Source organism: Myxococcaceae bacterium JPH2 (genome assembly GCA_016458225.1).
Classification (GTDB): Bacteria; Myxococcota; Myxococcia; order Myxococcales; family Myxococcaceae; genus Citreicoccus.
In genome coordinates this window covers 1-3,497 of record JAEMGR010000029.1, presented here as the reverse complement: position 1 = coordinate 3,497, position 3,497 = coordinate 1, and the positions used below count along the sequence as shown (strand labels likewise).

The 3,497-nt window shown below is 69.6% G+C and carries 4 protein-coding genes; all 4 read right to left on the bottom strand.

Translation table 11 applies throughout. The features are described 5' to 3' along the window. The coding region (locus tag JGU66_30095; protein ID MBJ6765036.1) for an ABC transporter permease at positions 1–887 on the bottom strand (887 nt) is incomplete at its 3' end. Positions 888–991: 104 nt separating this feature from the next. Continuing rightward, positions 992–1,687: an ABC transporter ATP-binding protein gene (locus JGU66_30090; GenBank protein ID MBJ6765035.1), complete on the bottom strand. Its 696-nt coding sequence runs from the start codon at positions 1,685–1,687 to the stop codon at positions 992–994. A 68-nt stretch (positions 1,688–1,755) separates the two neighbouring features. Next, positions 1,756–3,000: an HlyD family efflux transporter periplasmic adaptor subunit gene (locus JGU66_30085; GenBank protein ID MBJ6765034.1), complete on the bottom strand. Its 1,245-nt coding sequence runs from the start codon at positions 2,998–3,000 to the stop codon at positions 1,756–1,758. A 271-nt stretch (positions 3,001–3,271) separates the two neighbouring features. Continuing rightward, positions 3,272–3,497: hypothetical protein (locus tag JGU66_30080; protein MBJ6765033.1), on the bottom strand; the 226-nt coding region annotated here is incomplete at its 5' end.

Below are 3,497 nucleotides of genomic sequence, written 5' to 3'. Positions count from 1 at the left end.
AGCAGGTTCGCCACGCTCGAGCACGCCACCAGCAGCACGAACCCCACCGCCACCAGCAGCATCCACAGCGTCCCCCTCACGTCCCCCACCACCGAGTCCTCCAGGGACCTCAACTGGAGGGACCAGCCGCTGTTTCCATACTTGGGATGCTCCGCCAGCATGAGCGCCATGACGCGCGTCATGTCCTGGCGAGCGGCTTCCAGCGTCACGCCCGGCTTCAGCCGTCCGAGCATCCAGAGGTAGCGCTCTCCTCGCTGCGCCTCCGTGGTCTCCTCGGGCGACAGCGCGAAGGGACGGTAGAGGTCCGTATCCGCGGGATAGGCCACCCCCGGAGGCAGCACTCCCACCACCGTGTGGGGCTCTCCATCGAGGACCAGGCTCCGGCCAAGCACCGCGGGGTCCGCGGCGAAGTACACACGCCACGCCTTCTGCGTGAGCACCACCACTTTGTCGCGCCCCGGGACTTCCTCCTCCTCGGTGAACGTCCGCCCCAGCGCGGGCGTCACGCCCAGCGTGGAGAAGAGCGACGCGGTGGAGAACGTCGTGCCGAGCCGTACCGGCGTGTCCCGCCCCGTGAGGGTCAGGTCGCCTTGGACATACGCCGCCACCGACGAGAAGACCCGCGCCAGGGATTGATGGTCGCGGTACTCGGGCATCGACACGGGCGCGAACCGAACGCCCGCCTTGGCGAAGTCATTGGAGAGGTGGACGAGCCGCTCGGGCTCGCGGAACGGTGGCGGCGTGAGCAGCACCCCGTTCACTACGCTGAAGACCGCGCTGTTCGCGCCAATCCCTAGCGCCAGCGCCAGCACCGCAGCCAACACGAATCCGGGGTTGCCGCGCAGCGTGCGCAGCGCATATCGCAAATCTTGGCTCAGGGAAGTCAGCATGGGGTCTCCAAGAAAAGGGGCGCCAATCACTGGCGCCCCCTCCACCACCTCCGTCCGGCGCCCACGCGGTGCGCGGGCGACTCGGACGGCATTGGCGCCAACTAGCGGCGCTGCTCGTCCTGCACGACGCGGCCATCGAAGAGGCTGACGGTGCGCGTGGCCACGCGCGCGTGCGCCGGGTCGTGCGTCACCATGCAGATGGTGGCGCCCGCCTTGTGCAGCTCACCCAGCAGCTGCATCACCGCCTCGCCGTTCTTCGAGTCGAGGTTACCGGTGGGCTCGTCGGCCAGGAGGATGATGGGGTCTCCGGCCACCGCGCGGGCCACGGCGACACGCTGCTGCTGACCACCGGAGAGCTGTCCCGGCATGTGCCGCGCGCGGTGCGCCATGCCCACGCGCTCCAGCGCGCGCTCCACCCGCTGCTTGCGCTCCGCCGCGGGCATGCCCCGGTAGGTGAGCGGCAGCTCCACGTTCTCGAAGACCGTCAGGTCGCCAATCAGGTTGAAGCTCTGGAAGATGAACCCGATGTGCCGGTTGCGCACGAGCGCGCGGTCGGAGGAGGACAGGTCCAGCACGCTGCGCCCGTCCAGCAGGTACGCGCCGCGCGTGGCCGTGTCCAGGAGTCCCAGCACCGCCAGCAGGGTGGACTTGCCCGAGCCCGAGGGGCCCACGATGGCCACCCACTCGTTCTGCCGCACGGTGAGGTGGATGTTGGAGAGCGCGTGCGTCTCCACCTCCTCGGTCTCGAAGACCTTGGTCAGTCCCTCCAACTGGATGAGGGCCTTGCCTGCTTCCACCTTCGGTCCACCGGCCAGCACCGCACCCTCGGATTCCTGCGCGGGCACACTGTTATTCGTCGTCGTCATCATCGCAGCCTCACCCGCTCGACCGCGTCCCACGCGGTCATGTCTGAGAGCACCACCTGATCGCCTTCCGCGAGGCCCTGGACGACCTCCACGGCATTCACCGAGCCCCGGCCGAGCTGCACCGGGACGCGCACTGCCTCATCGCCGCCGGGCATCAGCCGGAACAGCGCCACCGTCGCGTTGGGCTGCGCGCCCGCGGGCCGTCCCACGGACAGCACGTTGCCCAGCCGCTCCAACTCCACGGTGCCTTCCACCGTCAGGTCCGGCCGAGCGCCCTTGGGCAGCGTGTCCGGCAAGGACACCTCCACGCGCACGGTTCCCTGACTGGCCGCCGGCGCCACTCGCGCCACCGTGCCCTCCACCACGCCGTTGCGCGTGTCCACCTGCGCCTTGAGGCCCGGCTGGATGTCGCGCGCCTGCGTCTCCGCGATGCGCAGCTCGGCCTTGAGCTTCTCGGGCTTCACCACCTTCGCCAGCAGCACGCCGGGCGTCACCCACTGGCCCAGCTCCAGCGGCAGCTCCTGGAGGATGCCGTCCTCGCCGGCGCGGACCTTCATCGACTCCACCTGCGCGCGGCGGAAGCGCGCCACGGCCTGCAGGCGGTCCACCTGGCTCTGCTGCGCCGCCAGCCGCTCGCGGATGCTCGACGACACCACGCCCAATCGCTTGCGCTCCAGGTCCAGGCGCTGCTCCAGCTCGCCGGACTTCTCCTTCACCTGACGCGCCTCCAGCTCACCGATGAGTTCCTTCTGGTGGAGCGAGGAGCTGGCCTGGGCCCGGCGCTGGGCGTCCGCGCTGTCCGCGACGAGCGTGGTGACCGCGGCCTCCTGCGCCAGCCGCTCCGTCTCCAGCTCCGTGCGCAGCTTGAGGAAGTCCGACAGGGCGCTGGCGAGCTGGCGCTCGGCCTCCAGGGCCTGGAGCTGCACGTCCGGGTTGGACAGCTCCATGAGGAGCGTGTCTGCCTTCACCTGCGCGCCGGGCTTCACGTGGATGCGCTCCACGCGGCCCGCGGTGTCAGCCGTCAGCCACCGGATGTACTCGGGCACCAGCGTGCCGGCGCCCTTCACCTGCCGCACCATGGGGCCGCGCTTCACCGTGTCCAGCCATACCGAGGCCTTCTCCACCGTGGGCGCCGCAGGGCGGAGCCGAGCCAGCCCCACCGTCACCCCGATGAGAGCCAGTGCCCCGACCACGGCGAGGATCCAGGGGGCGCGACGTGTCTTGCGAGCTTTGGGAATGTCCACGTCCTCACTAAGAGCGAGCCCCGTGCCAATTGCATTTCGTCGCCCAAATCCTCGGAATCACGAGGACTGTCGGGACCGCCCGCCCAACCACTGCCCACTTCCGCGAAGTCGTGTCCCAGGAACGGACATGGCAGTGCGAGGCCCCGAGCCGATGCTCCCGCGCCAAAGAAATCCCCAGCCTGTCGCTCTTCCCTCGAATTTCACCGCCCCATGAGGAGGACCCTCGGGGGGCAGCGCCGCGCGACCCCGCGTCGCGCGGCGCGCCTGGGGCTCACAGCTCCTTGAACACGAGCAGTCCGCGCGAGGTGTCCACCAGGTAGACGAAGCCATCGCCCGGGATGCGGATGCCGATGGCGCCCTCGAAGAAGTCTCCGATTCGGAAGGGGTCCGTGTCCCGGTAGGTGGCGTAGCGGGCAATCTCGCGGGGCTGGGTGGGGTTGGCGACATCCAACACCCGCAGGCCCTCCTGGTAGTAGGCGATGTAGAGCTTCGTGCCT